General features: G+C 73.2%; 27 protein-coding genes. 12 read left to right on the top strand and 15 right to left on the bottom strand.

Going from position 1 to position 26,008, the window contains the following annotated elements:
- Positions 1-4: 4 nt before the first annotated feature.
- The 3 genes from ACIBJE_RS13655 to ACIBJE_RS13645 form a co-directional block, all read right to left on the bottom strand.
- Complete coding sequence (locus ACIBJE_RS13655) at positions 5-1,018, bottom strand: PDZ domain-containing protein (protein WP_396747813.1); 1,014 nt, start codon at positions 1,016-1,018, stop codon at positions 5-7.
- Positions 1,019-1,097: 79 nt separating this feature from the next.
- Positions 1,098-2,312 carry an MFS transporter gene (locus tag ACIBJE_RS13650; RefSeq protein ID WP_396747811.1) on the bottom strand — a complete coding sequence of 405 codons (1,215 nt, stop codon included), beginning with the start codon at positions 2,310-2,312 and terminating at the stop codon, positions 1,098-1,100.
- Positions 2,313-2,389: 77 nt separating this feature from the next.
- On the bottom strand, positions 2,390-2,872 hold the full coding sequence (locus ACIBJE_RS13645; protein WP_396747809.1) for a hypothetical protein: 483 nt from the start codon (positions 2,870-2,872) through the stop codon (positions 2,390-2,392).
- Between the two features lie 269 nt (positions 2,873-3,141).
- On the opposite strand from ACIBJE_RS13645, the gene ACIBJE_RS13640 reads away from it, so the two are divergent.
- Complete coding sequence (locus ACIBJE_RS13640; RefSeq protein ID WP_396748168.1) at positions 3,142-4,359, top strand: zinc-dependent metalloprotease; 1,218 nt, start codon at positions 3,142-3,144, stop codon at positions 4,357-4,359.
- Positions 4,360-4,506: 147 nt separating this feature from the next.
- Here the strand turns inward: ACIBJE_RS13640 and ACIBJE_RS13635 are convergent, their stop codons facing one another.
- Positions 4,507-5,115: a hypothetical protein gene (locus ACIBJE_RS13635; RefSeq protein ID WP_396747806.1), complete on the bottom strand. Its 609-nt coding sequence runs from the start codon at positions 5,113-5,115 to the stop codon at positions 4,507-4,509.
- A gap of 69 nt (positions 5,116-5,184) precedes the next feature.
- Positions 5,185-5,715, bottom strand: a complete 531-nt coding sequence (locus ACIBJE_RS13630) for a M48 family metallopeptidase (RefSeq protein WP_396747803.1) — start codon at positions 5,713-5,715, stop codon at positions 5,185-5,187.
- 532 nt (positions 5,716-6,247) lie between these two features.
- Here ACIBJE_RS13630 and ACIBJE_RS13625 point away from each other — a divergent pair.
- The 3 genes from ACIBJE_RS13625 (at position 6,248) to ACIBJE_RS13615 (ending at position 9,080) form a co-directional block, all read left to right on the top strand.
- The gene (locus ACIBJE_RS13625) at positions 6,248-6,415 is read left to right on the top strand and encodes a DUF5679 domain-containing protein (RefSeq protein ID WP_170107818.1); all 168 of its coding nucleotides are present in this window, start codon (positions 6,248-6,250) and stop codon (positions 6,413-6,415) included.
- A gap of 192 nt (positions 6,416-6,607) precedes the next feature.
- A complete protein-coding gene (locus tag ACIBJE_RS13620; protein WP_396747799.1) occupies positions 6,608-7,672 on the top strand; it encodes a TOMM precursor leader peptide-binding protein in 1,065 nt (354 codons plus the stop codon).
- A 55-nt stretch (positions 7,673-7,727) separates the two neighbouring features.
- Positions 7,728-9,080, top strand: a complete 1,353-nt coding sequence (locus ACIBJE_RS13615; protein ID WP_396747797.1) for an ABC1 kinase family protein — start codon at positions 7,728-7,730, stop codon at positions 9,078-9,080.
- Positions 9,081-9,372: 292 nt separating this feature from the next.
- Here ACIBJE_RS13615 and ACIBJE_RS13610 read toward each other — a convergent pair whose 3' ends face one another.
- From ACIBJE_RS13610 to ACIBJE_RS13600, 3 genes are all read right to left on the bottom strand, one after another.
- Positions 9,373-9,738: a WhiB family transcriptional regulator gene (locus tag ACIBJE_RS13610; RefSeq protein ID WP_396747794.1), complete on the bottom strand. Its 366-nt coding sequence runs from the start codon at positions 9,736-9,738 to the stop codon at positions 9,373-9,375.
- 132 nt (positions 9,739-9,870) lie between these two features.
- Positions 9,871-10,125 (bottom strand): hypothetical protein, encoded by a 255-nt coding sequence (locus tag ACIBJE_RS13605; RefSeq protein ID WP_396747791.1) that lies wholly within the window; start codon positions 10,123-10,125, stop codon positions 9,871-9,873.
- A 128-nt stretch (positions 10,126-10,253) separates the two neighbouring features.
- Positions 10,254-12,413, bottom strand: a complete 2,160-nt coding sequence (locus ACIBJE_RS13600) for an ATP-dependent DNA helicase UvrD2 (protein ID WP_396747789.1) — start codon at positions 12,411-12,413, stop codon at positions 10,254-10,256.
- Between the two features lie 90 nt (positions 12,414-12,503).
- On the opposite strand from ACIBJE_RS13600, the gene ACIBJE_RS13595 reads away from it, so the two are divergent.
- Positions 12,504-12,749 carry a mycoredoxin gene (locus tag ACIBJE_RS13595; RefSeq protein WP_088982226.1) on the top strand — a complete coding sequence of 82 codons (246 nt, stop codon included), beginning with the start codon at positions 12,504-12,506 and terminating at the stop codon, positions 12,747-12,749.
- A 166-nt stretch (positions 12,750-12,915) separates the two neighbouring features.
- Here ACIBJE_RS13595 and ACIBJE_RS13590 read toward each other — a convergent pair whose 3' ends face one another.
- Complete coding sequence (locus ACIBJE_RS13590) at positions 12,916-14,199, bottom strand: MFS transporter (RefSeq protein ID WP_396747785.1); 1,284 nt, start codon at positions 14,197-14,199, stop codon at positions 12,916-12,918.
- A 205-nt stretch (positions 14,200-14,404) separates the two neighbouring features.
- Between ACIBJE_RS13590 and ACIBJE_RS13585 the strand changes: the two genes are divergently transcribed.
- The 3 genes from ACIBJE_RS13585 to ACIBJE_RS13575 all read left to right on the top strand — a co-directional run bounded on the left by ACIBJE_RS13585 (position 14,405) and on the right by ACIBJE_RS13575 (position 16,264).
- Entirely contained in the window at positions 14,405-15,358 is a 954-nt protein-coding gene (locus tag ACIBJE_RS13585) for a helix-turn-helix domain-containing protein (protein ID WP_396747782.1), read from the top strand.
- Positions 15,359-15,426: 68 nt separating this feature from the next.
- Positions 15,427-15,669, top strand: coding sequence for a DUF397 domain-containing protein (locus ACIBJE_RS13580; RefSeq protein WP_396747779.1), 243 nt, complete (start codon positions 15,427-15,429; stop codon positions 15,667-15,669).
- Positions 15,670-15,991: 322 nt separating this feature from the next.
- Positions 15,992-16,264 (top strand): hypothetical protein, encoded by a 273-nt coding sequence (locus ACIBJE_RS13575; RefSeq protein ID WP_396747776.1) that lies wholly within the window; start codon positions 15,992-15,994, stop codon positions 16,262-16,264.
- 112 nt (positions 16,265-16,376) lie between these two features.
- Here the strand turns inward: ACIBJE_RS13575 and nudC are convergent, their stop codons facing one another.
- From nudC to ACIBJE_RS13560, 3 genes are read right to left on the bottom strand one after another with little or no spacing between them, the layout of a single operon-like run.
- Entirely contained in the window at positions 16,377-17,372 is a 996-nt protein-coding gene (gene nudC / locus ACIBJE_RS13570) for an NAD(+) diphosphatase (protein ID WP_396747773.1), read from the bottom strand.
- On the bottom strand, positions 17,369-18,706 hold the full coding sequence (locus ACIBJE_RS13565; RefSeq protein ID WP_396747770.1) for a M16 family metallopeptidase: 1,338 nt from the start codon (positions 18,704-18,706) through the stop codon (positions 17,369-17,371). Before ACIBJE_RS13565 ends, nudC begins: the two co-directional genes overlap by 4 nt.
- The gene (locus ACIBJE_RS13560; protein ID WP_396747767.1) at positions 18,703-20,013 is read right to left on the bottom strand and encodes a M16 family metallopeptidase; all 1,311 of its coding nucleotides are present in this window, start codon (positions 20,011-20,013) and stop codon (positions 18,703-18,705) included. Before ACIBJE_RS13560 ends, ACIBJE_RS13565 begins: the two co-directional genes overlap by 4 nt.
- Before the next feature lie 285 nt (positions 20,014-20,298).
- On the opposite strand from ACIBJE_RS13560, the gene ACIBJE_RS13555 reads away from it, so the two are divergent.
- From ACIBJE_RS13555 to ACIBJE_RS13540, 4 genes are read left to right on the top strand one after another with little or no spacing between them, the layout of a single operon-like run.
- Positions 20,299-21,360: an aliphatic sulfonate ABC transporter substrate-binding protein gene (locus ACIBJE_RS13555; RefSeq protein ID WP_396747764.1), complete on the top strand. Its 1,062-nt coding sequence runs from the start codon at positions 20,299-20,301 to the stop codon at positions 21,358-21,360.
- On the top strand, positions 21,357-22,136 hold the full coding sequence (locus tag ACIBJE_RS13550) for an ABC transporter ATP-binding protein (RefSeq protein ID WP_396747761.1): 780 nt from the start codon (positions 21,357-21,359) through the stop codon (positions 22,134-22,136). Before ACIBJE_RS13555 ends, ACIBJE_RS13550 begins: the two co-directional genes overlap by 4 nt.
- Positions 22,126-23,010 carry an ABC transporter permease gene (locus ACIBJE_RS13545; RefSeq protein WP_396747759.1) on the top strand — a complete coding sequence of 295 codons (885 nt, stop codon included), beginning with the start codon at positions 22,126-22,128 and terminating at the stop codon, positions 23,008-23,010. Before ACIBJE_RS13550 ends, ACIBJE_RS13545 begins: the two co-directional genes overlap by 11 nt.
- Complete coding sequence (locus tag ACIBJE_RS13540; RefSeq protein ID WP_396747756.1) at positions 23,003-23,470, top strand: RrF2 family transcriptional regulator; 468 nt, start codon at positions 23,003-23,005, stop codon at positions 23,468-23,470. The genes ACIBJE_RS13545 and ACIBJE_RS13540 overlap by 8 nt, the downstream gene beginning before the upstream one ends.
- Positions 23,471-23,539: 69 nt before the next feature.
- On the opposite strand, the gene ACIBJE_RS13535 is transcribed toward ACIBJE_RS13540, so the two are convergent.
- From ACIBJE_RS13535 to ACIBJE_RS13525, 3 genes are all read right to left on the bottom strand, one after another.
- Positions 23,540-23,737 (bottom strand): hypothetical protein, encoded by a 198-nt coding sequence (locus ACIBJE_RS13535; protein WP_396747753.1) that lies wholly within the window; start codon positions 23,735-23,737, stop codon positions 23,540-23,542.
- Positions 23,738-24,075: 338 nt separating this feature from the next.
- Entirely contained in the window at positions 24,076-25,419 is a 1,344-nt protein-coding gene (locus ACIBJE_RS13530) for a DEAD/DEAH box helicase (protein WP_396747750.1), read from the bottom strand.
- A gap of 203 nt (positions 25,420-25,622) precedes the next feature.
- Positions 25,623-25,826: a cold-shock protein gene (locus tag ACIBJE_RS13525; protein WP_088982211.1), complete on the bottom strand. Its 204-nt coding sequence runs from the start codon at positions 25,824-25,826 to the stop codon at positions 25,623-25,625.
- Positions 25,827-26,008: the final 182 nt, after the last annotated feature.

Below are 26,008 nucleotides of genomic sequence, written 5' to 3'. Positions count from 1 at the left end.
GCGGTCAGCAGCGGGTCGGCTCACCTCCGCTGCGGAGCGTCTCCAGGGCGGTCAGCGCCTCGTCCAGGGTGCCCACCTTCAGCAGCGGAAGCCCGGGCTGCGAGTTGCTGACCGCCTCGGCGCAGTTCGCCTCCGGCACCAGGAAGACCGTCGCCCCGGCCTCCTTGGCACCCACCAGTTTCTGGGCGATGCCGCCGATCGGCCCGACCCGGCCCTCGTCGTCGATGGTGCCGGTGCCGGCGACGACCCGCCCGCCGGTCAGGTCGTCGGGGTCCAGCTTGTCCACGATCCCCAGCGCGAACATCAGTCCGGCGCTCGGCCCGCCGATGTCCCCGAGGTCGATCTCCAGGGTGAACGGGTGCGGCTGCTGCTGCTCGATCTCGATCCCGACGCGCGGGCGGCCGTCCTGCTCGCGGCTGGTCACGGTGGCCGTGCCGGCGGCCCCGCCCCGGCTGTAGCCGACCACCAGGGCCGAGCCGACCGGACGGGCGCGGATCAGCCCGGTCAGCCCGTTGGCACTGGTCACCGGCTCGCCGTCGACCGAGGTGATGACGTCACCGGTCTGGAGCCGTCCCGCCGAGGGGCCGTCCGCGGCCACCGTCCGGACGACCACCTGCACCGGGTAGCCCAGCTTCCGGAGCGCGGCCGTCTCGGCGCTGGTCTGCGACGCGGTGAACTCCTCGGCGTTGCGCTCCTCGACCTGCTCACGGCTCTGTCCCGGCGGGTAGACCAGTTCCCGGGGCACCACCGCCCGTTCCGGCGAGAACCAGCCGGCGATCGCCGACCGCAGCTTCACCGACGGCTGCACACCCACGGTGGTCAGCCGGAGCTGCCCCGCCGAGGTGGAGGTCTCCCGGCCGTCGATCTTGATGATTTCCTCTCCGTCCTGCGTGCCGAGGGTGTCGACGGTCGGTCCTGGACCGAGCACCACGTACGGGATCGGCGCCGCGAGAACTCCGATGCTGAGCAGGGTGGTGAGCAGAGCACCGAGCAGGACAGTGACACCGCGACGTCTCATGCGGCAGAGCGTACCGACCGGTCGGAGGTCGACCGGGGCAGACGAACCGGCCGGTCGGAAACGCCCGGGGCGGAGCTGTTCAGGCACGTCGTCCGGCCTGCTCCGGGGTGGACGGCGTGGGCGCACGGGCCACGTCCGGGTCGACGCTGCGGGGGCGGCGGGCCACGCTGGCCGCCGAGGCCAGGCCGATCGCGGCGGCCACGACGAGCGGTGGGCGGCCACCGAGGCCGACGGCGAGGGAGCCGAGGGGGATCGCGAGCGCGACCGGGCCGAACATCGCCGTGTTGGCGGTCCCGGCCACCCGGCCGAGCATCGCCGTCGGCGTGCACGTCTGCACCGCGGTCACCGCGGCGACCAGGGCCCAGGGCAGGCCGACACCGGCGACGACCGAGGCGACGACCGTGCCGGGCCACCAGGGCAGACAGCGCACCAGGCAACTGACGGCGAACAGCGTCGTGCCGGCGACGCCCACGGTGACCGGGCTCCACCGGGCGAGCAGTCGACCCACGACGAGGCCGCCGACGACGGACCCGGCGCCCTGTGTGCTGAGCAGGACGCCGAGAAACGTCGTCGGTAGGCCCAGTTCCGTGGTGACGATCGCGTAGCTGGCCGCGGTCGTGAAGCCGGACATGGCGATCGCCACCGCGGCGAGCGCGACGGTGACGCGCGTCGTCCGCCGCGCGAGGAGGACGGCGAGCCCCGCGCGCAGGCCGGGCCGCCGCTGCGGCGACGCGTCGGGTGGCGGCGGCCCCAGTCGCACGGCCGCGTACAGGACGGCGACCAGGGCCGGCATCACCGCGCTGAGCACGACGACCGCATGGCCTCCGTGCCAGGCGTAGAGGCCCGCGCCGGCCAGGGGCGCCACCAGCTTCGTGCCCTCCTGGGCACTGGAGCGCCAGCCGTTGACGTCCCCCAGTTCCGCAGGCGACAGCGCGGAGGGCAGCAGCGCCGTCTCGCCTGCGTCGATCAACACGTAGCTGACGCCGTAGGCGCACGACACGGCGAAGATGAGCCAGGTCTGGGCGGGGCCCCGCACCGTGAGCAGACTCAGCAGGACGGCGGCCAGCGCGAGGTTGACCGCGATCACCAGCGGCCGTCTCGGTGCCCGGTCGAGCAGGCCGCCCAGCCAGGGACCGGCAAGGACCGGGGCGTACACGCAGAGCCCGGCGAGGGCCGCGAGGCCGGTGGAACCGGTGAGGTCGAGGATCCAGATCCCGGACACCAGGGCCATGGCGCTGCCACCGAAACCGGACAACAGCGAGATCGTCACGAACAGCGCGGCATTGCGGCGCACGGGCACTCCAAGGGTTGAGCCGGGACGGCTCAAATCCTCAATCTTGAGCGGGGCTCAGGCAAGATGGGCGCAGCTTGTCAAGTTTTCGTTGACAGCAACGCCGACAGGCTCGTCGCGACCGCCTGCACGGGCGCCGGCAACCCGGCCCCACCCGCTGCCGACAGGTCGACCGCGAGGAGCCCGGCCAACGCGTACAGCGGGCCCGGGTCGGCGTCGAGGGCCAGCTCTGCGGTTCTCCGCACGAGAGCCGCCCGCCGGAACCGCCCGTCCCACCGCCGATCCGCCTCGATCCACCGCTGGAGATCGTGGACCGAGCTCCGGATCGCCGCGATCCGCGCCGAGTACGCGACGTCCCGCTCCTGCCGCCGCGACCGACGCAGGGCGGCCAGACGCTGGCGGCGTTGCTCCGCGGCCTGCCGGCTGCCGAGGCCGAGCGCGGCGGCCACCTGCGCCCACGTCGCGCCCGCGTGCCGCGCCCGGTCGATCAGCTCCAGCTCACGCTCGTCCAGCCGGGCCCGGTCGACGGCGAGTCCGGCCAGCTGCGTCAGTTCCGGCGTCATCTGTCAACGTTACATTGACAACCCGGGACTCCTGACCCGGCCGAGCCACCGGGTCGCCTTCCCGGGTGCGGCGCCGCTGGCCGGTCGGCCCACGCCCCCTTCACCTCGCCGTACCCGGGGGTGGGCCGGGCCACGCGGCTTCGCCCTCAGCGCAACGCCGGTGGCGGCGACCAGCGGCGCGGCGCGCGTAACGTAGACCCGTGCCTGATATTCCGTTCGGCTTCGCGCTTCCGGGTGGGCAACCACCAGACCCCAACGACCCCGCGCAGCTGCAGCAGTTCATGAGCCAGCTGCAGCACCTGCTCTCGGCTCCGGGCAGCGGGCCGGTCAACTGGGACCTGGCCCGTCAGGTGGCGGCCAGCCAGCTCGCCGCCACCGGCGACCCGGCCGTCACGCCGTACGAACGCAACGCGGTCGAGGAGGCGCTGCGCCTGGCGGATCTCTGGCTGGAGCCGGTCTCGTCGTGGCCGTCGGGTATCCAGACCCCGCTCGCCTGGAACCGCAACGAGTGGATCTACAAGACCCTCGACGTCTGGCGCAAGCTCTGCGACCCGGTGGCCAGCCGGATGGTGGGCGCGATGGGCGACCTCGTGCCGCCGGAGGCGCGGGCCCAGCTCGGCCCGATGCAGTCGATGGTCGCCACCCTGGGCGGGGCGCTCTTCGGTGGGCAGCTCGGTCAGGCACTCGGCTCGCTCGCCGCCGAGGTGCTCTCCGCCGGCGACATCGGCCTCCCGCTCGGCCCGGCCGGCACGGCCGCGCTCATCCCGGCCAACATCAGGCAGTACGGCGAGGGCCTGGAGCTGCCCGAGGACGAGGTACGCCTCTACGTCGCCCTGCGCGAGGCCGCCCACCAGCGCCTCTTCCAGCACGTGCCGTGGCTGCGCGGGCACGTGCTCAGCTCCGTCGAGACGTACGCCGCCGGCATCCGGGTCAACCGGGAGGCGATCGAGGAGGCGATGGGCCGGGTCGACCCGACCGACCCGGAGTCGATGCGTGCGATCGCCCTGGAGGGCATCTTCACGCCGGAGGACACCCCGACCCAGAAGGCGTCCCTGGCCCGTCTGGAGACCGCCCTGGCCCTGGTCGAGGGGTGGGTCTGCCACGTGGTGGACAACGCGGCCGGTGGCCGGCTGCCGAACGTGGTCGCCCTCGGCGAGGCGTTCCGCCGTCGGCGGGCGGCCGGTGGCCCGGCGGAGCAGACCTTCGCCGCCCTGGTCGGGCTGGAGCTGCGTCCGCGCCGGCTGCGCGAGGCGGCGGCGCTCTGGGCGGCCCTGACCGAGCACCGGGGCATCGCCGGCCGGGACGCCCTGTGGGGGCACCCGGACCTGCTCCCCTCGGGTGAGGACTTCGCCGACCCGGCCGCGTTCGCCCGCTCGCAGCTCGACTTCGCCGAGCTGGACGGGTTCGACTTCACCGCGCCGGGCGGCCCGGAGGAGCAGCCGCCGGGCGGCGACGGCACACCCCCGCAGGACACCGACCGGTCCTGACCGGGTCCGGTCACCTCTTCCGCCGACCGGCCCGCCCGCTACGTGGTAGCAGGGGTTCCCTGCAGTCGTTTCCTGATGAGCAGGGGACCCCTGCTACCACCTCGGCATGCAGCGATGCAGCGATGACGCGGTCAGGCGATCACGCGGTCAGGCGGGGTGGTGGCCGGTGGTGAGCAGGGCCCGGGTCGCCTCCCAGCCCTCCACGGCGGGGTCGAGGGTGGCGAGGTCGGCCGGGCCACGGAGCCGACGCCAGGCGGCGGTGACCGCGACGTCGGCGGGGTGCGGGGCCGCCGCCCGGATCGTGGCGGGCACGGCGTCGTCCAGGTCGACCTCCGGCAGCCACCCCGGCACGGGCAGCCGGGCGGCGAGGCCGAGCAGTCCCGGTCCGGCCCCCTCGGCCGGGGCCACCGCGACGGGTCGGGTGGTCAACGGGCGCAGCAGCTTGCCGACGGTGAGTCCGGGCAGGTCCGGCGCGTCGGCGGCGATCACGGCGGCCTGGTCGTACCCGTCCAGCGCGGCGAGGACCGCGTCGACGGTCGGTGTCGCCACCTCGACCACCGGGGTGCCGGGCCAGACCACCGCGTCGGCCAGCGACCGGTCCGCTCGCGTCACCGCGACCGCCGTCTCGACCTCCTGGAGGGTGGCGAGCAGGTCCACCACGTCCTCGGCCAGGGCGTGCCGCCAGTCCGCCGGCTCGACGCCCGGCGGCGACCAGGCCACCGGGGCGAGTAACGCCACCACCACTCGTCGGGTCACGGTTCGACCCTAGCCCCCCCGGCCGTGGCGTGATCCACGTCGTCGTCGCCGACTCCGGCGGCGGGCCGGTCAGTCGGGCAGCGGCACACCGGCCACCGAAGCGACCCCCTCCAGGTAGCCACGGGCCCGTTCGGCCTTCGGATAGCGGCAGACCAGCGCCCAGAACGACGCGTTGTGGCTCGGCACGATGAGGTGGGCCAGCTCGTGCAGGAGGACGTAGTCGATCACCCAGTCGGGCATGTCCTGGAGCCGGTGGGAGATGCGGATGGTCCGGTCGGCCGGGGTGCAGGAACCCCAGCGGCCGTTCTGGTTGGTCACCCATCGGACGCTCGCGGGGACCGCCGCCGGACCGTGTTCCGAAAGGTAGAGGCTGATCAGCCGGGTGGCCCGCTGGAGCAGTTCGCCGTCGGTGCGGGCCGGCCTGCCCTCACGCGCGGCGAGCCGGGCGAGCATCCGGTCGACCCACTCGGTCTCCTCGGCCCGGGAGAACTGGTCGGGGATCAGGACGACCACCCGTTCCCCGTCCCGGTACGCGGACACCGTGCGTCGCCGACGCTGACTGCGTCGCACCTCGACGACGGGCTTCCGCGCGCCTGCCATCACTGGCCTGCGCAGCCTCGTGTTCCTGCCACATGGGAAAGCTAATGCGTTCTGACCAGGGGTCCGCAAGGGCCAACCCACCGACACGCGCCCGGAAACTCCAGGTTGATGGCGTCCAGTCCGAAAAAAATGTTTGCGGGCCTGTCGCCGAGACCGTCCGCCCCTGGTCCGGACGCCGATCCGATCACCCTGGGTGGCGGTCGCGGGCGGACGCGGACGGGACCTGCCCACGTTAGGTGATCTTCGGTGGAACGGCCGCACCGGGGGTGCCCGAGGGCCACTTCGGGGCGGTTCATCCGGCGTGTCCCCGCCAAACTCACTTATCCGACGTATTTCGGCATGCACACTCTCGACGTCGACTAGCTCACAGTGTCGATGGATCTCTGACATGGAACCACCCACACCTGGGTAGGGTCCGCCGGACCAGCGGTCACGAGCGTGACCGCGCAGAAGACCCCAGCGCCGGAGCCCGCGAAGGCCCGCCGCCGGGCAGCCGCCGGCACCGATCGGCGGACGAGACGAGGAGGGCACCGTGGCCGACCAGGCCCAGACCTACAACGGTTACTGCGTCAAGTGCAAGGAGAAGCGCGACTTCGAGGGCAAGGTCGAGGTTTCCAAGACCGGCATGAACATGGCCAAGGGCAAGTGCCCGGTCTGTGGCACAACAGTGAACCGGATTCTCGGCAAGGCAAAGGTCTGACCGTCAGACCGACCAGGGAGGGGGCGATCCGCAGGGGTCGCCCCCTCCCCGCCGTGACCCTCCGGTGATCAAGTGATGTTACCGGCTGGTTGTGGACAACCGCCGGCAGCCTGTGGATAACCCTGGAGAAAGCGCCGCCCGGCTGTGGACAACGATCGACGGATCGTCTGGACACGGTCACCATTGGTCACCATGACCCGTGCCACACTCCTCCGGCCGACGCTGCTACCCGGCCTCACCCGACTCTGGCGCGATCGGCACACGCTGCAACTCGGCCTGGACCCTGCCCGGGCGGTCCTGCTCGAAGTGGCCAACCCGCGTGCCGTCCGGTTGCTCGACCTGCTCGACGGCGCGCACAGCGAACGGCACATCCTCGACCACGCCACCCGGATCCGGGTGGACCGCGACGACGCGCGCAGCCTGCTGGAGACGCTCCGGGCCGCCGGACTGGTGGTCGCCGCGCACACCCTGCTTCCCACCGGCCTCACCGACCCGGACCGGGCGCGGCTGAGCGACGAGGCGGGCGCGCTCGCCCTCGGTGCCGGCGACCTGCCCGGCACCCCCGCCCAGGTGCTCCGGCGTCGCCGGGCCGCGCGGGTGGTGGTCACCGGTTCGGGACGGCTCGGCGGTCCGGTCGCCGTGGCGCTGGCGCAGGCCGGAGTCGGGCACGTCGACCCCGACCTGGGTGGTCGGGTGCGCCCGGCCGACCTGGTCGCCACCGGCCTCCTTCCCGGGGACGTCGGCCGGCACACCGCCGAGGCGGTGGCCGACGCGATCGCCCGTACCGCGCCCGGCACCGTCACCAGTCCGGTCCGGCGTCGCCGCGCCGACCTGGTGGTCCAGGTGGGCGCCGACCGGCCGGCCGCGTTGCTGGCCGCCGGGTTCGCCCGCCGCCGGCAGCCGCACCTGATGCTCTCGCTGCGCGACGGCGTACCGGTGATCGGTCCCCTGGTCCGTCCGCCGGTCGGGCCGTGCCTCAACTGCCTCGACCGGCACCGGCTGGACCGGGATCCGGCCTGGCCCGGACTCGCCGCCCAGCTCGCCGGCGACGACCCTGCCCCCGCCTGCGGGGTCGCCACCCTCCTCGCCGCCGTCGCCCTGGCCACGGCGGAGGCGCTCAGCCACGTCGACGGCGGGGTTCCCGAGACGGTCGGCGCGGCCGTCGAGGTCGGCGGGGCCGGCCGGTTCCGGCGGCGGGTCTGGCCGCCACACCCGGACTGCGGGTGCGGCGGAGTCCGGCGAGACCCACCCCACTGACCCCGGCCCGGCCGCAGAGCAGCAGCGGGGTGGTCCGGTCGGTAACAATGGCCGGGTGACCGACATCCCGCGCCGGGCCGTGTCCCGGACCGCCAAGCTCGCCGCACTGCCGCTCGGCTTCGCCGGCCGGACCGTCCTCGGCATGGGTAAGCGCGTCACCGGGCTGGCCTCCGAGGTGATCTCCGCCGAGATCCAGCAACGGACCGCCGAACAGCTGTTCAGCGTGCTCGGGCAGCTCAAGGGCGGGGCGATGAAGTTCGGCCAGGCGCTGTCGGTGTTCGAGGCCGCCCTGCCGGAGGAGATCGCCGCGCCGTACCGGCAGGCACTGACGAAGTTGCAGGAGGCGGCTCCGCCGCTGCCGGCGGCCACCGTGCACCGGGTGCTCGCCGAGCAGCTCGGGCCGGACTGGCGGGACCGGTTCCTGGAGTTCGACGACACCCCCGCCGCAGCGGCCAGCATCGGCCAGGTGCACCGGGCGGTCTGGCGCGAGCCGACCACCGGGCGACGCAGGTCGGCCGCCCCGACCGGGCGTCCGGTCGCCGTCAAGATCCAGTATCCGGGCGCCGGGGACGCCCTCCTGGCCGACCTGAAGCAGCTCTCCCGACTCGGCGGCATGTTCCGGGCGATCCAGCCCGGCCTGGACGTCAAACCGCTCCTCGCCGAGCTGCGGGAGCGGATCACCGAGGAACTCGACTACGAGCTGGAGGCCGAGTCGCAGCGGGCCTTCGCGGCGGCGTACGCGGACGACCCGGAGATCTTCATCCCGGCGGTCGTCGCCGCCGCGCCCCGGGTGCTGGTCACCGACTGGGTGGAGGGCACCCCGCTGGCGCAGATCATCCGCGAGGGCACCCCGGAGGAGCGCGACGAGGCGGGTCGGTTGATGGCCGTCCTGCACCTCTCCGCCCCGGCCCGGGCCGGGCTGCTGCACGCCGACCCGCACCCGGGCAACTTCCGGGTGCTGCCCGACGGCCGGCTCGGTGTGATCGACTTCGGCGCGGTGGCCCGGATGCCGGAAGGGACGCCGGAGCCGATCGGCCGACTGGCCGGGCTCGCCCTGCGCGGCGAGGCCGAGGAGGTGGTGGAGGGGCTGCGGGCGGAGGGCTTCGTCCCCGCCAACGAGCCGATCGACGCGCAGGCGGTGCTGGACTTCGTCCGGCCGATGCTGGAGCCGGTGGCGACCGAGGAGTTCCAGTTCACCCGGGCCTGGCTGCGCGGGGAGGCGGCCCGGATCGCCACCCCCCGGTCACCGGCCTACCAGTTGGGCCGGCAGCTCAACCTGCCCCCGTCGTACCTGCTCATCCACCGGGTGACGCTCGGCTCCATCGGGGTGCTCTGCCAACTGGAGGCGAAGGCCCCCTACCGGGGCATCCTCGAACGCTGGCTCCCCGGTTTCGCCCCGGTGGCCTGAGACGACGCGGGGGCGGTGGAGCCGTACCGGCCCCACCGCCCCCGCGGTCTCGTGTGGTTACAGAACGCCCAACTCGCGGGCCGACCGCTGACGGCTGGCCATGGCGATGGTACGGGCGGATCGGGCTGCCTCAGTGCTCGTGGTGGTACGACCGGCCTGAGGCCGACGCATTCGAGCCCTGGACAACGCTTCGTGGAGTAGTTGCATCTCGGTGACTCCGTTCAGGACGTGCGGGTTCATCAGTTCGCTGACTGCCGGTGCGCCACCGGCACGATCGCGGTTCGGGTTCATGTCAGGCCGCCAGCCGGACCGTGTTGCGGGACGTGGCCAGCCCACTGGCCGCCAGTCGCGCCTCGGCCTCGACCCGGAGCGCGGCGTCCCGGGCGACGTCCTCCTTGCGCGGGCGGCCCCGGGGCCGCTTGCGCGGGACGACCGCGCCACGCTCGAAGATCTCGCCGCCCCAGACACCCCAGGGCTCGGCCCGCTCCACCGCACCGGCGAGGCACTCGACGCGCAGCGGGCAGTCCCCGCAGAGCGACTTGGCCAGTTCCAGCTCGGTGGGCGAGTCGGAGAACCACAGGTCGGGGTCGAACTTCCGGCAGGGCAGGTTCGCCTCCAGCTCGACGTTCACGTCGAGGGGGGCCAACGCCAGACTCATCGCCCGGTCACCTCTCTCTCACTTCGATCTCGTGGATCGCAATTCCGACGTACTTCGGCGGGACAAAAAACTGAGGCCGCGGATCCCGGTAGCGGGTTCCGCGGCCTCGAGGTGAGCCGGTGGTCTGATGAATCAGACCGGTCTCCCTCGAGGTGGAACACCGCGGACGGCCAGCCGCCGCTTCATGGCGACCTGGATACCCTTGCCCGTGAACCCACTGGTCCCCTCGTTTCCGGTCGGCGCGACGGTCAGGAGCAGCTCGGTCTGATCCTGGGTCTGGTGCGCCTGCGGAACCGGGAGCCCAACGGTCAGGGCGGTCCGGACAGCCGACAGCGGAGCAATGGCAGCAGGCAGCGCCGCCGGACGCTCGTAGACGAAGCTCTCCATCGGGGCCACCTCCTCCTCTGACGTTCACTCGCTGATCGACTCGGTCTCGCCCCCGTGAGCAGCCACGATGGGCCACCCGCGAGGTGCGTTCTGAGGCTATGCCGCCTCCCGGCGCGAGGGCAAACGAATTACGACGGGTTTTCCAAACTTTCTTTTGGGCAGACCGTGTCGACCGTCGCACCACCCACCAGGGCCAGTACGGATTCGCCGTAGAGGCCCAGTTTGCGGGGGCCGATCCCGGCGATGGCGATCAACTCTTCGGGGCGGCCCGGTCGCCGTTCGGCCAGCGCGGTCAGGGTCGCATCGGTGAAAACGACGTACGCCGGCACCCGCTGCGCGCCGGCCACCCGCTGCCGCCATTCCTGGAGCCGCTCCAGCAGCTCCTCGTCCACGTCGGACGGACAGGTCGGGCAGCGGCCGAGCTTGCGGTCCGCACCGGCGAGCAGGGTCGCCCCGCACATCCGGCAGGAGACCACCTGGTTGCGGCGACGCTCGGCGCGCCGGACCGGACCGGTGCCGGCCCGTTCGGAGCCACCCGAGCGGTCGAGCTGCGGCAGGAAACGCGAGGGGCGGCGGTTCCGCCCACCCGGCGAACGGGCCGAGGCGTACGACAGCCAGAGCCACTCGCGGGCCCGGGTGATCCCGACGTAGAGCAGCCGCCGCTCCTCCTCCACCTGCTCGGCGGTCTTCGCGTACCCGGTCGGCAGGGTGCCCTCGGCGAGCCCGACCAGGAAGACCGCGTCCCACTCCAGTCCCTTGGCCGAGTGCAGGGAGGCCAGGGTCACCCCGTCGACGGTGGGGACGTGCTGCTGGACGGCCCGCCGGTGCAGTTCCTCGGTGAAGTCGGCGAGGGTGACCGGCCGTTCGACCACCGCGCCCTCACCGATCGGCAGCACCGGCGGGGTGGCCGCGTGCTCCTCGGCGAGCTGGACCAGGGCGGCCAGCGCCTCCCACCGCTCCCGCGCCGCGCCACCGGACGGCGGTGCGTCCGGGGCCCAGCCGACCGCGGCGAGCGCCTCGACCACGGCGGCCGGCAGCGGGGTCTCGCCCGGGATCGAGCGGGTGGCGGCACGCAGCGCCACCATCGCCTGCCGCACCTCGACCCGCTCGAAGAAGCGTTCCGCCCCCTGCACCACGTACGGCACCCCGGCCTCGGTGAGCGCCTTCTCGTACGCCTCGGACTGGGCGTTGGTGCGGAACAGCACGGCGATCTCCCGGGCCGGCGTGCCGGCGGCGACGAGTTGCCGGCAGCGCGCGGCGACCGCCGTCGCCTCGGCCGGCTCGTCGGTGAAGATCCGCAGCTCCGGCTCGGGCCCGGTGGGACGCTGCCCGACCAGCTCCAGGCGGAGCCGGGCCTCGGTGCCGCGCGCCTGGGCGATCACCGCGTTGGCCAGCCCCACCACCTGCGGGGTGGAGCGGTAGTCGCGGACCAGCCGGACCACCACCGCCCCCCGGTGGTGGCGGGGGAAGTCCACCAAATGGGCCGAGGTGGCCCCGGTGAACGAGTAGATGGTCTGGCTGGCGTCACCGACCACGGTGAGGTCGTCCCGGCCGCCGAGCCACGCCTCCAGCAGCCGTTGCTGCAACGGGTTGACGTCCTGGTACTCGTCGACCACGAAGTGCCGGTACTGGGCCCGGACCTGCTCGGCGACGTCCGGGTGTTCCTCGATTCCCCAGACCGCCGCGCGGAGCAGGTCCTCGAAGTCGATCACCCCGTTGGCCCGCTTGACCGTCTCGTACGCGGCGAAGACCTCGGCGACCCGCGCCGGCTCGTGCGGCGTGTCGCGCTGCGCCTTGGCCGCGGCGACGACGTACTCCCCCGGCTCGACCAGGGACGACTTGGCCCACTCGATCTCACCGGACAGGTCCCGGGCGACGGCCCGGTCGGTGCGCAGGCCCACCCGGGCGGCGGCCAGCGTGACCAGCCGCACCTTGCTGTCCAGCAGTTCGGGCAGTTCCCGCCCGTGCAGCAGCCGGGGGGCGAAGTAGCGCATCTGACGCAGCGCGGCGGCGTGGAAGGTGCGCGCCTGCACCCCGGCGACGCCCAGCGCGGCCAACCGGGCGCGCATCTCGGCGGCGGCCCGCGCGGTGAAGGTCACCGCGAGCACGTGCCGGGACGAGATCTGCCCGCTCAACGCCCGGTACGCGATCCGGGAGGTGACCGCGCGGGTCTTCCCGGTGCCCGCGCCGGCCAGCACGCAGACCGGCCCGGCGGGCGCGGTCACCGCCGTCCGCTGCTCGGGGTCGAGCCCGGCCAGCACCTGTTCCGCCGCTGAGTGCACCGCCATCCGAGGAATCATCCCAGCCCCGCCGGACGTTACAGCCGATACCCTGGCGGGCGAAGCCGCCCGACCCTGGACCGACGGAGGTTCTGACCCATGTTGACGATGTATTCCACCCCGTGGTGCGGCTACTGCCACCGGCTGAAGTCGCAGCTCGACCGGGAGGGCATCGCGTACCAGGTGGTGGACATCGAGCAGGACCCGGCGGCGGCCGAGTTCGTGATGAAGGTCAACGGCGGCAACCAGACGGTGCCCACGCTCCGTTTCGCCGACGGCTCCGCCCTCACCAACCCCTCGATCAACCAGGTCAAGCAGCATCTCGCCAGCCTGACCGGCGCCTGAGCACGCCGACGCGGGGCGGCCCACCGGCCGTCCCGCGCCGCGACGACCTCACCGGTGGGCGGTGCCGGGTTTCGTCCCGACGGCCGCGCGCACGTCTCTCCGCAGCGCCCTCGCCCCGGACGAACATGGCCAGGATCATGAGCGCGCCGACGTCGAGCCGCCGTCGTCACCGGTTCCGCCGGGCCGAGGCGACGACCCCGTGGCCGAGGCGCGCGGAGGGACGCGGGCCGGGCCGGGGGCGGCGCGGGGCCGGCAGGACCGGCCGGGCCGGGACCGGGACGAACCTCCGGGCCCGCCAGAGATACGCCCCGGCGGCCAGCATCACCATGCCGACGAGGGCGAACAGCAGCCGGTAGTCGAGCACCGCCACCAGCAGCGCCCCGGTGCCGATGGAGATCGCCTGCGGTCCGCTGACCAGCGCCTCCGTCGCGGCGGTCGTCCGGCCTAGCAGCCCGGGTTCGGTCCGCCGTTGCACCAGCGTGTGCAGTCCGACCCAGCTCAGCGGAAGGGACAGCCCGGCCAGCAGCAGGGCCGCGACGGCGAGCCAGAGACCCGGGTACGTCAGGATCAGCGCCGCCGTCCCGAAGAGCGCCACCCCGGCGGCGAGCGAGCCGACCTCACCGAAGCGGCGGACCACGGCCGGGGAGAGCAGCGCGCCGACCAGGCCGCCCGCCCCCTGCACGCTGAACAGGACGCCCACGAACGTGGGAGGCCGTCCCAGCCCCCGCTCGACGTAGGCGAAGAGCAACGCCTCGCTGAACCCGATGACCAGCGAGGCCACGCCGTACCCGAGCAGGGCCCGCCGCAGCGCCGGCTCGGTGCCGAGGTGACGCAGCCCGGCCCCCATCTCGGTGATGCTGCGCGCCAGCCGGCGCGGCCGGGTGGGCTCGGTCACCCGGAGCAGTCCCACCACGGCGGCGGCGGTGACGAAGCCGGTGACACCGACGACGGTGAGCGCCGCGCCGCCGGCAAGGGCGTAGAGCGCCGCCCCGACCAGCGGGCCACCCAGCCGCAGGCTCTGGCGCACGGTCTGGAGGGCCGCGTGCGCCTCGGCCAGCAGCCCGAGCGGTAGCAGGGCGCGCAGCAGCCCGCTGAGCGACGCGCCGAGCGCGATCGACGACAGGCCGTAGAGCGCACCGACCAGGTAGACGATCCACACGTCGCGGGAGTCGCGGACGGTCAGCAGTGGGGTGAGCAACACGGCGGTGACCAGGTTCGCGGTGAGGAAGAAGGGCCGGCGGCGGTACCGGTCGACGACCCAACCCACCAGCGGCGCGAGGATCCTCGGCGCGACCACCGCGAAGATCACCGCAGCGGCCATCCGGTCGGACCCGGTCAGGTCCTTCACCCATATCGCCAGGGCGAGCAACAGGATCGACTCGGCGGTCATGCTCGCCAACAGCGCGCCGAAGAGCAGTCGGAAGTCGGGGCGGCGCAGGACGGTGTGCATCGGAATCCTTCCGCGGGATGAGGGCCGGTCAGGGGATCCCCGACCGGGTCGCAGGGGCGGGCGGAGTCGTACCGACGTCCTCCTTTTCGAGACACGCCGGTTGCGGGACGTCCGGCGCGGGTCGCGCCGTCCATACTGGCCGTGGGGGGCCAGTTTCATACAGTTACCGTCGCGTCCGCGACGGCCCGACGGAGAAGAGGTCGACGTGCCTCCTGCCGTACCCAGCCCGATCCTGCGACGACGCCGGCTCGGCACCGAACTACGCAGCCTGCGTGAGGCGTCCGGCCTCACCGGGGAACAGGTCATCGAGCGGATCGGCTGGGCCTCGGCGTCCAAGCTCTCCCGCCTGGAGAACGGGCGCAGCCGGCCCGACCCACGGGACATCCGCGCCCTGCTCGACCTCTACGGCGCGGACGACACGACCCGCACGGACCTGATCGCCATCACCCGGGAGGCGGGGGACATCCGGGCCTGGCTGAAGTCGTACGGGGCGATGACCGAACACCAACGCAGCTACGCCGAACTGGAGGCGGGCTGCGCCGAGATCCGCGAGTACAACCCCGTCCTGGTGCCCGGCCTGTTGCAGACCGCCGCGTACGCCCGGGTGCGGATCGTCTCGGCCCGGCTGGCCGAGGAGGACGCCGACCCGCAGTCCGTCGAGACCGAGGTGGACGCGCGCCTGGCCCGGCAGGCACTGCTGCAGACGGCCGACGCCCCCCGTTACACGGCGGTGCTGGAGGAGGGGGCGCTGGGTCGCCGGGCCGGGCCGCCGGAGGTGATCCGGGAGCAGCTCGTCCAGCTCTGCGAGCTGGCCGCGTGTCCGAACGTGACGATCCAGGTGCTACCCCGCGACGCCACCATCGGCGACTGGTACCTCCCCCCGACCGCGTTCTCGCTCTACCGCTTCCCGGACCCGGCGGACCCGGAGACGCTGGCGATCGAAGGTGGCTTCACCGACGTCGTGTCACACGACGCAAATGCCCTGAACCGCTATAAAATGGTCTTCGAGTGGCTGGGCACGGCGGCGCGCTCCCCATCGGACTCCCTCACCTGGCTGGTCGAGGCGGCCGAGACGGCAGCACCGCCCACGGCGGCGTACGGGTCGCCGACGGCGCCGGCCCAGCGCCGCGGCATCTCCGAGCGACTGACGGAACGGTGAGGCGGGTCCGCTGTGCCGGAGTGGGTCCACCACTCGCCCCATCGCCAGAACAGAGCAGGAGCCGAACCATGAACCAGATCCCCGAGACCCCGTCCGTCGGCAACGTCGTCGAGCTGACCGGCGCCGCCTGGCGTACCAGCTCGCGCAGCCAGACCTCCAACTGCGTCGAGGTCGCCCCCCTGCCGGCCGGGCCGACCGCGGTGGCCCTGCGGGACAGCAAGGACCGCGGTGGTCCGGTGCTGCTGTTCCGACGGGAGCAGTGGCGGGACTTCCTCATCGGCACCCGCAACGGGGAGTTCGACACACGCTGAGGCCGACCGACAGGTCACGGGGCCGCCGGTGTCCGTCATGGACCGGCGGCCCCGTCGTCTGCCCCGGACCGACCGGAGGTCGAGGCGGGCATCCACCGATCAGTCCGTACACGCATCGACGGCCGCGTTTCCCTTGCCGGCGCGGAACCTCGGCGTAACATGACGCGAGAGTTCACGTGAAAGTTCCACCTCACGGTCGGACCACCGGCCCCGGCCTCCCCGCCGGCCGCCGGCCCCGGCAGACATCGCCGCGCCCCGGGCACGGCCCAGGCCTCACACCCGTGGCGCATCTCGTCATCCGTCAGTGCATCGGGAGACACCCATGCGGTTCCTGATCGTTCGCACCGACATCCGTACCGCAGACGACGCCGACCTCGCCGCCGTCTGGTCCGCCGGCGACCGGCTCCGCGACGAGACCACCGCGCCCGAGCCGCGCCGGCAGGTCCTGCACGCCGACGACCGGGACGCCGCCCTGCGACTGGCCCGGGCCCTCGCGGCGGTGGGCCGGGTCCGCGCCGGCCGGCAACGGGTCAAGGTGCTGCCGGTCACCCAGCCCCGCACCCGCTCCGCCCGGCGGGGCCGCGCCACCCCCTAGACCACACCGACGCCCGTCGCGGTCGCAACCGGCGCTCCCCCGCCGCGCTCCACGCCTCTGAGCGACCCCGTCGGTGCCGGTTCTCGGCCCGTGACCGTCGCGGCAACGACGGTCACGGGCCGAGACCAGACTCCACGTCCGCCGCCAGCCACCGATCGATCAGGAAGTGCGCGATCGACAGCGGCGGCGGCAGCAGCAGGCGTGCCCCGTCCCCCGCGTCCACCGCACCACCGGCGACCGCCTCGGCGATCTCCCGGCGGGAGAACCAGCGGGCGTACGCGATCTCGGCCGGGTCGAGGCGCAGCGGCTGCGCCGGGTCCGCGCCGGCCAGGAACCCCAGCATCAACGAACCGGGGAACGGCCAGGGCTGGCTGCCGGCGTACCGGATCCCGGAGACGGTGAGCCCCACCTCCTCGGTGACCTCCCGGGCGACGGCGGCCTCGGCCGACTCGCCCGGCTCGACGTAGCCGGCGAGGCAGGAGAATCGGCGGGCCCCCGGGGTCGCCGGCCAGGTCGCGTTGTTCCCGAGCAGGCAACGGCCGTCCGGGCCGGGCATCCCGTCGTGCACCAGCACGATCATCGCCGGGTCGGTCCGGGGCCACACCCGGTCACCGTGCGGGTCCACCCGCGACCAGCCGCCCTCGTCCGGAACGGTCGGCTCGCCGGTGGCCGCCGAGAAACCGTGCCGCAGGTGCCAGTTGGCCAGCGCGACCGCCGTGATGAACAGGCCGGCGTCCCGGTCGTCGAGGAGGTGCCCGACCTCCCGCAACGACGCCGGGCGGGTGTCCGGGACCGTGGGCAGGGCCGCGTCCACCGCGAAGATCGGCACCCCGTCGGCACCGACGCCGAGGAACATCGGCGGTGCGTCCGGCGCCTCCCCGGGGTCGAGCAGCCGCAGCGCCGGCCCGGTGGCGTCCGCGGCCACCAGGGTCCGACCACCGGCGGTCGTGTCCACCACCAGCACCCGGCCCCGCCGCCAGGCCTCGGTCAGCCAGGCCTGGTCGGTGCGCCGGTGCGCCGCCCGGTCCAGGACGGCCCGGGCCAGCGGCGGCAACGCCGGCCCGGCGCCGGCCGCCGCCCCCGGTCCGCCGGCACCGGTACGGGTCATGTCGACGCCGGTTCCGTCTCCACCGGCCCGAGCACCGCCAGCCCGGGGGAGATCCGCTCGGCGTCCCCGAGCACGACGGTGACCGCCCGCGCGGGGGCGAGGTAGCGGGCCGCCGCCTCGGCGACGTCGTCGACGGTCGCCTTCGCCAGTCGGGCGGCGTGCTCGGCGAGGAAGTCCAGCCGCAGCCCGCTGCCGGCGTACGCGCTGGTCAGCGAGGCGAGGCCGGCCTGGGTGGCCATGCCGAGCTGGAGGCTGCCCAGTGCGTACCGGCGGGCCTGCTCCAACTCGTCCTCGCCGGGTGGCAGCGAGGCCAGCCGGCCCAGCTCGTAGGTCGTCTCCAGCAGCGCCGCGCCGGTTACCTCGGTCGCCACCTCGGCTCCGGCGACCAGCACCGAGCCGGCGGCCGAGTGCTCCACCACCGAGTGCGGCCCGTAGGTGTAGCCCTTGTCCTCCCGGATGTTCTCCACCCAGCGGGAGGAGAAGTAGCCGCCGAAGACCAGGTTCGCCAGTTGCAGGGCGGCGTGGTCCGGGTGGGTGCGGGTGACCGCCGGCAGCGCGATCCGCAGCGACGACTGCACCGAACCGGGCCGGTCGACCAGCCGGATCGGTCCCGGCTCCAGCGGCGGTGTGGGCGGCAGCTCCACCGGGCGGCCGTCTCCCCGCCACCCGCCGAGCGCCCGCTCCACGGCGTCCAGCGTCCGTTCCGGCTGCACGTCACCGACCAGCACCAGCACCGCGCCGGCCGGGTGGACCCGCTCGGCGTGCAGCGTGCGCAGCGCCGCCGGCCGGACCGTGCGGACCTGCTCCGGCCCGGGAGTCTGCACCGCGTACGGGTGGCGGCCGTAGATCCGCTTCAGCAGCGCGACCCGGGCCAGATGCGCCGGCTGGCTCTGGGCCATCTCGATCCGGTCCACCGTGTGCGCCCGCTCGGTGGCCACCTCGTCGGCCGGGTACGTCGCCCCGGTCAGCACGTCGGCGAGGATCTCCAGCATCCGATCCAGGCCGGTCACCAGGCCGAACCCGGCGACCATCAGCCGGTCCGGGTCGACCCCGGCGGAGAGACCGCCGCCGACCGCCTGCAACTCGGCGGCGATCCGGTTGCTGGACATCTGCTCGGTGCCGGCGAGCAGGCTCTGCGCGAGCAGGGTGCCCCGGGCCAGGTGGGCCCGGCCGAACGGCACCCCGAGCCGCAGCTCCACCAGGGGCACCGCCGGCCGGCGCACCACGATCACGGTGAGCCCGTTGTCGAGCGTGCGCTCGGCCTGGCGGGGCAGTTTCAGCCGTCGCACCGGGCCGAGCGGCGGCAGCGGCCGGGCCGTGGTCTCCGTCGTCACCGGGCACCTCCGGGAATGACCTCGATCGACGCGCGGCGCTCGGGCCGCAGGGTGGCGGCGGCGGCCCGGACCTGCTCCTCGGTGACCTCGCCGACCAGGCGGGGCAGGTCGTTGAGCAGGCCCGGCTCGCCGCGCTGCTGTTCCAGCACCGCCATCCGCAGCGCGCGGCCGAGCACCGCGTCGGTGTCGCGCAGCAGGTGGGTGGCCATCCGGGCCTGGGTCCGGGCCAGCTCGCCCTCGGTGAGCCCGTCGGTGGCGAGCCTTTCCAGCTCCTCGTCGACGGTGCGGAGCACCCGGTCCACGTCACCGCCGGGCGGCAGGTGGTGCTGGAGCAGCAGCACAGTCGGGTCGCGGACGTCGAACGGGTCGCCCATGAAACCGAGATACCCGCCGATGCTGGTGACCGTCCGGTCCCGCTGCACCAGTCGCTCGACCAGCCGGGACGCGTCGCCGTCGGTGAGCACCTCGGCGAGCACCACGTACGCCAGGTAGCCGGTGACGTCGGTGAGCGGGTCGGGCACCCGCCAGGCGCTCGCCACCGCCGGCATCGGGGCCAGCTTGTCGGTGTACGAGGTACGCCGCTCGGCGGTCAGGTCCGGTTCACGGAAGTCGGGTCGGTCCGGCGCGGGACGGGCCGGCACGTCGCCGAAGTGGCGTTCGACCAGCGTGGTGGCCTCGGCCACGTCGAGGTCCCCGCTGACCGCCAGGACGGCGTTGCCGCTGGCGTAGAAGCGCTGGAAGAAGTCGACCGCCTCGTCCACGGTCGCCGACTCCAGGTCGTCGAAGGAGCCGTACCCGTCGTGCGCGTTGGGGAACGTGTCGAAGACCACCGGCGACAGGGTCAGCCAGGGGAAGCCGCCGTACGGGCGGTTGAGCACGTTGACCCGGATCTCCTCCTTGACCACGTCGACCTGGTTACGGAGGTTCTCCTCGGTCAGCCGGGGGCCGCGCATCCGGTCGGCCTCCAGGAAGAGCGCGCGTTCCAGCGCGTTGGCCGGGAGGTACTCGTAGTAGTCGGTGTAGTCCAGGTGGGTGGAGCCGTTGAAGGTCCCCCCGGCTCCCTGCACATGCCGGAAGTGGGCGAGTTTCTCCAGATTCTCCGAGCCCTGGAACATCAGGTGTTCGAAGAGATGGGCGAAGCCGGTGCGCCCCTCCGGCTCGGAACGGATGCCGACGTCGTAGACGACGGCCACCCCGACCACCGGGGCACTGCGGTCGGGGCTCAGCACCACCCGCAGTCCGTTGTCGAGGGTGAACCGTTCCACCGGGTACTTCGTCGCTGGGATTCTGGATCTCCGCGCCGCCACGCGTCGACCCTAGCGCGTCGGGGCCCCCACGCGCGGTACGCGGGGGTGGCGCGAGGCGGTGAGCACACCTCCCGTCCGACCCGGCGCGACGGCGTTCCGGGACGGCCCGGCCGGCACGGGTCGGTCGACCGGGCCACCGGAGACCCCCTTCTCCTATCAAATACATCGGAAAAGCGGGATACTCCTGACGGCGCTTTCGGGCAGCCCGGTCAGCCGTTGACGCCACCTCTCCGCTACGCCAGTCTTCCTACCAACCAAGTAGGAATACCAAGGATTGGATCGTGGATGAGACGGCACCCCTACCGTCGGGCGGTGTCCCTGGCGGCCCTGGCGATCGTCGGCCTGGCGACCCTGGCCGCCTGCGGTGGCGAGGACGACGCGGACGCGGCCGGTGGCTCCTCCGGGCCGACGACGTTGCGCCTCGGCTACTTCCCCAACATCACCCACGCGCCGGCCGTGGTCGGTGTGGAGAAGGGCATCTTCGCCGAGAAGCTCGGCGGCGACGTCAAGCTGGAGACCAAGACCTTCAACGCCGGCCCGGCCGCCATCGAGGCGATCTTCTCCGGCGCGCTGGACGCGACGTACATCGGACCGAACCCGACGGTCAACGCGTACTCCAAGAGCAAGGGTGAGGCCGTCCGGGTCGTCTCCGGGGCCGCCTCCGGCGGGGTGGCGCTGGTGGTCAAGCCCGGGATCACCTCGGTCGAGCAGCTCCGGGGCAAGAAGATCGCCACCCCGCAGCTCGGCAACACCCAGGACGTCGCGCTGCGCTTCTGGCTCAGGGAGAAGGGCATCACCACCACCAAGGAGGGTGGCGGCGACGTCAAGATCGTCCCGCAGGAGAACGCGCAGACCGTCGAGACGTTCACCAGTGGCGCGATCGACGGCGCCTGGGTGCCCGAGCCGTTCGTGTCCCGGCTGGTCAACGCAGGCGGCAAGGTGCTCGTCGACGAACGGGACCTCTGGCCGGACCGGAAGTTCGTCATCACCAACCTGATCGTCAGCACCAAGTTCCTCAAGGCCCACCCGGACGTGGTGAAGAGGCTGGTCGAGGCGCAGGTGGCCGCGAACGAGTTCGTCAACGCCAACCCGGACCAGGCGCACCAGGCCATCTCCGACCACATCGGCAAGATCACCGGTAAGCCGCTGGACCTCAAGCTGATCAAGCAGGCCTGGCCGACCCTGGAGTTCACCAACGATCCGATCCCCTCCTCCCTGAAGACCGGGCTGGACCACGCCGTCGCGGTCGGGCTGACCCAGCCGGTCAGCCTGGACGGGCTCTACGACCTGACGTACCTCAACGAGGTGCTCAAGGCCCAGGGCAAGACCGAGGTGGCCCAGCCGTGACGTCGACCACGACGACCCCGCGCAGCGCGACCGGTGCGGTCGCGCTGCGCGGCGTGACCAAGGTGTACGGACGTGGGGACGGCGCCGTCCTCGCCCTGGACGGGGTCAGCCTCGACGTCTCCCCCGGTGAGTTCGTCTGCCTCGTCGGGGCGTCCGGCTGCGGCAAGAGCACCCTGCTCAACCTGGTCGCCGGACTGGACCGGGTCAGCGGCGGCGAGATCGGCCTCGGCCCGGGGGTCGAGCCGGGGCTGATGTTCCAGGAGTCCGCCCTCTTCCCCTGGCTGACCGTGGAGGGGAACGTCGAGGTGCCGCTGAGGCTGCGCGGACTGCCCCGGGCGCGACGCAGGGCACGGGTCGCCGAACTGCTGCGTACGGTGCACCTGGGCGACTTCGGCCGCAAGCGCCCGCACGAACTCTCCGGCGGCATGCGGCAGCGGGTCGCGCTGGCCCGCACCCTCGCCCTGGAGACCCCGGTGCTGCTGATGGACGAGCCGTTCGGCGCGCTCGACGCGATGACCCGGGACATCCTGCACGACGAGCTGGAGCGGATCTGGTCGGAGCGGCAGCTCACCGTGCTCTTCGTGACCCACAACGTCCGGGAGGCGGCGCGGCTCGCCGACCGGATCATCCTGCTCTCCAGTCGGCCGGGCCGGATCATCTGGTCCACCCGGGTCGACGTGCCCCGACCCCGGCGCATCGACTCCCCCGAGGTCGCCGCGATCGCCGCCGAGGTCACCGACCGACTGCGTGCGGAGGTGGGCCGCCATGGCCGGTGACGTCCTCACCAGCGGTACGCGTACCGACGCGGAGATCTCCGGACTGGACGCGCTGGAGATCGCCGGGCAGGAGAAGGTCCCCTCCCGGGCCAGCCGGACCTGGTCGGCCACCTGGCCGAAGCTCGCGGCGCTCGCCATCGCGATCGGCGCGTGGCAGGTGGTGGTCTGGACCGGCTGGAAGCCGGAGTACTCCCTGCCCGGTCCGGTCACCGTCGGGCAGGAGCTACTCCGCCAGGTCAGCGGCCCGCAGCTCTGGGACGGCATGGTGACCACCCTGCGCCGGGCCGCCGTCGGGTACGTCTTCTCCGTCGCGGTGGGCCTGCTGGTCGGCCTGGCGGTGGCCCGCTCCCGGGTGCTCCGCGCCGCCATCGGCTCGATGATCACGGCGTTGCAGACCATGCCGTCGATCGCCTGGTTCCCGCTGGCCATCCTGCTGTTCGAGCTGAGTGAGAAGGCGATCTTCTTCGTGGTGGTGCTCGGTGCCGCCCCGTCGATCGCCAACGGTGTGATCGCCGGGGTCGACTACGTGCCACCGTTGCTGCTGCGCGCCGGCCGCAACCTCGGCGCGCGAGGGCTGAACCTCTACCGGTACGTGATCGCGCCGGCCGCGCTGCCCGCCATCGTCGCCGGGCTCAAGCAGGGCTGGGCCTTCTCCTGGCGCAGCCTGATGGCCGGCGAGCTGATCGTGGTGGGCATCTCCACCACCTCGCTGGGCGCGCAGCTCACCTACTCCCGCGAACTCTCCGACGCGCCCTGGCTGCTCGCCACGATGATCGTGATCCTGGTGGTCGGGCTGGTGGTCGACGCGGCGTTCGGCGCGGCCGACAAGGCGATCCGACGCCGCTGGGGCGTCCTCGACCAGGCGGGTGTCTGACGCCGTGCACGTCTCCGCCCGCGCCGACTACGCCCTCCGCGCCGTACTCGCCATCGCCGACCTCGGCGGCGGCGAGCTGGTCAAGGCCGCCGTCCTGGCGGAGGTCCAGCGGATCCCGCTCAGCGTGCTGCACGGCATCCTGCTCGACCTGCGCCGGGCCGACCTGCTGGTCAGCCACCGCGGCACGGAGGGCGGCTACACCCTGAGCCGCCCCGCCGACCGGATCACCGTCGGGGACGTGCTGCGCGCCGTCGGCGGCACCCTGACCAGCGTGCGCGGCCTACCCGCCGAGAGCGCCGGCTACCAGGGAGTGGCCGTCGGGCTCCGGGACGTCTGGCTGGCCGTGCACGGGGCGGTCGAGCAGGTCGTCGACCGGACGTCCCTCGCCGACCTGCTCACCCCCGAACACCGCACCGGCGCCCCGGTGACACCGCAGGCGGGAACCACCGGTAGACCCTGACGGGTGACGCCGGGCAGCCGATCCGGTCGCCCGGCGTGGCCCGACCGGCGCTGGCGGGCGGCGGCCCGGTCAACCGGCGTTCTCGGCGACACCCCCCGTGCCCACCGTCCGGACCGGACTGTGCAACTCGACCACCACGGCCGGATGCCGGTCGTCCATCCCCGGATGCCAGGGCCCGAACGCCGCCAGCAGCGCGAGCAGCAGGCCGACTCCGGCCACCACGAGCACCACCAGCAGTTCACGCACCGCCCCGGCGTGGGCCCCCATCGTCACTCCTTCTGACGCGGACCGATCCCCATCAGCCCGAATCCGACGCGGGCCGGTCCCCACCGACCCGCTCCCCCCGACCTCACCATCAGCCCCCCGGCCGATCGGTGCTGTCGGCCACCCGACGCTCCCCCTGCTGATCCCCGACTCAGCGCCGGAGTTCGACGGCCGACAGGGAGGAAACTACCGTCCGGATCCGACATCGCCAGCGGTGGCGCGGACGACGGTGACCGAGCCGAAACCATCCGGCCCGGATTCCGTCGACGCTGTTCCCGGCGGCACCTGGCCCGGAGATCCGATGACGCGAACCTCTCGACCGGTCCGAGGTGCCGCGGTGGTCAGGAGGCGCGGGGGCGGCGGGCCCGGCGCGAGCGCCCCGAGGACCGGTGCGGGTTACGCCCGCCGACCGGGGCCTTGGCGTCCGTCGCACCGGGTCCCGAGCCGCCGCCGGTCCTGGCCGGGGCGGCGACCCGGGTGGCGGCGGCCGGCACCGGGATGGTGACCGGGACACCGGAGGGCTCGCGGGCACCGGTCACCCGGACCAGCACCTCGTCGCCGGGGCGCACCGCGACCACGTGCGGCTTGATGCCGGCCACGCTCATCAACTTGACGACGTCGCGGCGCTGCTCCGGCAGGACCAGGGTGACCACGGTGCCGGACTCCCCGGCCCGCGCGGTACGTCCGCCCCGGTGCAGGTAGTCCTTCGCCTCGGTCGGCGGATCCACGTTCACCACCAGGTCGAGCCCGTCCACGTGGATGCCCCGGGCGGCCACGTCGGTGGCGATCAGCGCGGTGACCGCCCCGGTCTTGAACTGCTCCAGGATCCGGGTGCGCTGCGGCTGCGACTTGCCCCCGTGCAGCGCGGCCGCGCGTACCCCCCGGGAGAGCAGCTGCCGGGCGAGCCGGTCGGCGCGGTGCTTCGTACCCATGAACATGATGGTGCGGCCCTCACGGGCCGCGATCTGCGCCAGCGTGCCGGGCTTGTCGTCCGCGTCGACGTGCAGCACGTGGTGGGTCATCGCGGTCACCGTGGCGGTGCCGGGATCGACCGAGTGGGAGACCGGGTTGGTCAGGAAACGGCGGACCAGCCGGTCCACGCCCCCGTCGAGGGTGGCCGAGAACAACATCCGCTGGCCGTCCGGAGCGACCTGCTCCAGCAGCTTGGTGACCTGCGGCAGGAAGCCCATGTCGGCCATCCGGTCGGCCTCGTCCAGGACGGTGACCTGTACCTCGTTGAGCCGGACGTCGCCGCGGTCGATCAGGTCGTGCAGCCGACCCGGGGTGGCCACGACCACCTCGGCCCCGGCCCGCAGGGCGTCCGCCTGACGTTGCAGGGAGAGCCCGCCGACCACGGTCACGCAGCGCAGCCCGAGGGCCTTCGCGTACGGCGTGAGCGCGGTGGTGACCTGCTGGGCGAGCTCCCGGGTGGGCACCAGCACGAGCGCCTTCGGCCGGCCCGGTCGGGCCCGGTGGCCGGCGGTGCGGTGCAGCGTCGGGAGCCCGAAGGCGAGGGTCTTGCCGGAGCCGGTACGCCCCCGGCCGAGCACGTCCCGCCCGGCGAGCGAGTCGGGCAGGGTGGCCGCCTGGATCGGGAACGGCCGGTCGATGCCCTGCACGGAGAGTTCGGCGAGCAGTTCCGGCCGGAGGCCGATGTCGGCGAACGACGGAAGAACGGTGGTCATGGAAAAGCCTTCCTCGACGCGGCACGTGTCGAGGAAGGGCGCCGGCGAACGGCGCTGTCACCGTCTGCGGCCAGTGCGCTGGCGCGATGGTGGTCACAAGCACGAACCGAAGGGGTACGCGGCCGGTCCGCGCGGATGCGCTGCGGACCGGCCGCGTCACCGCGCCCGGAGGGTGCGGTGGGTGTCGCTGGGATCCCGGAGGATCAGAGCGGACGGATGTTCTCGGCCTGCGGGCCCTTCTGGCCCTGGGTCACCTCGAACTCGACCCGCTGGTTCTCGTCCAGGCTCCGGTAGCCGGAGGACTGGATCGCCGAGAAGTGGGCGAAGACGTCGGGGCCGCCGCCATCCGGGGTGATGAAGCCGAAGCCCTTGTCAGCGTTGAACCACTTGACGGTACCAATTGCCATGTGTTTCGTCTCCTTGACGGAACGTCGTGCCCGCACCTGTTGCGGACTCGATGAGTAGCGCGCCGCTTGCACGGCTCGCTTGTCGCTGCTGGTCGCCCCGCCCGGAGAACTCCGGACACAACAAAGAGCGCCTGGGGCCACAATTCACCAGGCGCACACAGAGTCTCTGGTAACCAAAACTG

The organism is Micromonospora sp. NPDC050187 (assembly GCF_044459745.1).
Taxonomy (GTDB): Bacteria; Actinomycetota; Actinomycetes; order Mycobacteriales; family Micromonosporaceae; genus Micromonospora.
This window is presented reverse-complemented; position numbering and strand designations above follow the sequence as displayed.